This is a genomic window from Methylibium sp. T29 (assembly GCF_000576205.1).
Lineage (GTDB): Bacteria > Pseudomonadota > Gammaproteobacteria > Burkholderiales > Burkholderiaceae_C > Methylibium > Methylibium petroleiphilum.
Window position 1 is genome coordinate 1 of the sequence record NZ_AZND01000489.1, and the last position, 1,368, is coordinate 1,368.

At 55.3% G+C, this 1,368-nt stretch carries 1 protein-coding gene; it reads left to right on the top strand.

What is annotated here, in order from left to right:
• Positions 1 to 156: 156 nt before the first annotated feature.
• Positions 157 to 1,368 (top strand): phage tail protein (locus x551_RS25655; protein ID WP_216701362.1); only part of this gene is annotated, 1,212 nt, incomplete at its 3' end.

The following is a 1,368-nucleotide window of genomic DNA, read 5'->3' on the forward strand; positions in this document are numbered from 1 at the left end:
GCGCATTCAGCCGTTGCCTCTGGTGATGTGGCGATCACATCTGATGCGAGGTTCGGGGCCGGCGGGCTTGCTGGATCGAAGGCTAGCGCAAACAAGCTAACGATCACTCCATCTGCGTCTCGTCCAGTGGCTTCGAACGAGCCGTTCTGTTTCGAGGTGTCCACGAAGATATCGAACACAGGAGACAACGACGGGAATCACTTCTTCGCTGCCGGCCCTATCACAGTCGGTAGTTTTGAAGAGACGATGTACGTCGCGCTCGACGCACCGCTCGGGAGCGGGAATATTGAATTCCCAATCCTCCCAGGCTGGAACGACATTGCCGTTGACAGAAACAGCAGCGGAACGCTAGTGATCCGAAGGAATGGGACAGCGGTCTACTCGGGAACTCACTCAGCAGCTTTTAGCGTCGCAAACGTCGTCTTGCTTGGAACGACCAACAACGACACAGCCGATACGGTCAACGTTGACAACGTTCGGATCACCTTCGGCAAGCAACTGCACGATGATGATTATCAAGTCGTCGAGGTGTCGGATGGAACCACGGGACTCGTCACGCCGGTAGATCAGACGCTTGAAGACGCCGTGACCCAAATCCTGCAAAGAACTGGGCTTCTTGGTGCCTCCGATTTCGATGTGTCAGCGTTCGATTCGAAGACCGTTCGTGGGCTGTCGATCAACCAAGTGACAACCGCACGAGCGGTCCTTGAGATTTTCTGTAGTGGCTACCTTGCTCACCTAACCGAAGGCGATCAGATCATTGGTGGTTACAGAGGTTCGTCCTCTGTTGTGACCATCCCTTATGAGGATATGGGAGCCAGCGAGGCAGACCCTATTGCTGAGCCACTCCCAATTCGCCGATCGAACGATATCGAGCAGGCTTCAAGGGTAACGGTCAAGTACCTCAACGCACTCAAAGACTACCAAACAGGCGCAGAGGCTGGAGAACGCCTCATCACAGAGAGCACCTCTGATTCGGTGACAGAAATTGCGCTCGCCTTGACGCCGGCTGAGGCAAAGAAGCTGGCTGACGTTGCGACGATGGATATTGCTGTCGGCCTCTTGTCGATAGGCCCGATCAACGTGACGAGAAAATATGCTGGCGTCGAGGTCAACGACGTTGTTCTCCTTGTCAACAGCGACGAGAGCACCTACCGGGTTCGGGTTACCAAGATCACAGACAGCGGATTGATCCGGACGCTCGAATGTGTTCTGGACGATGCAACCATCGTCAACAGCGCAGCCGCCACGGACGAGAACTACACATCGACAAGCCTCGTTCGGAACAGCTCGCCGACGGTCACTGAACTGTTTGACGGCCCGATTCTGCGTGACGCCGACAACGACGCTGGCTTCTATGTCATGCAG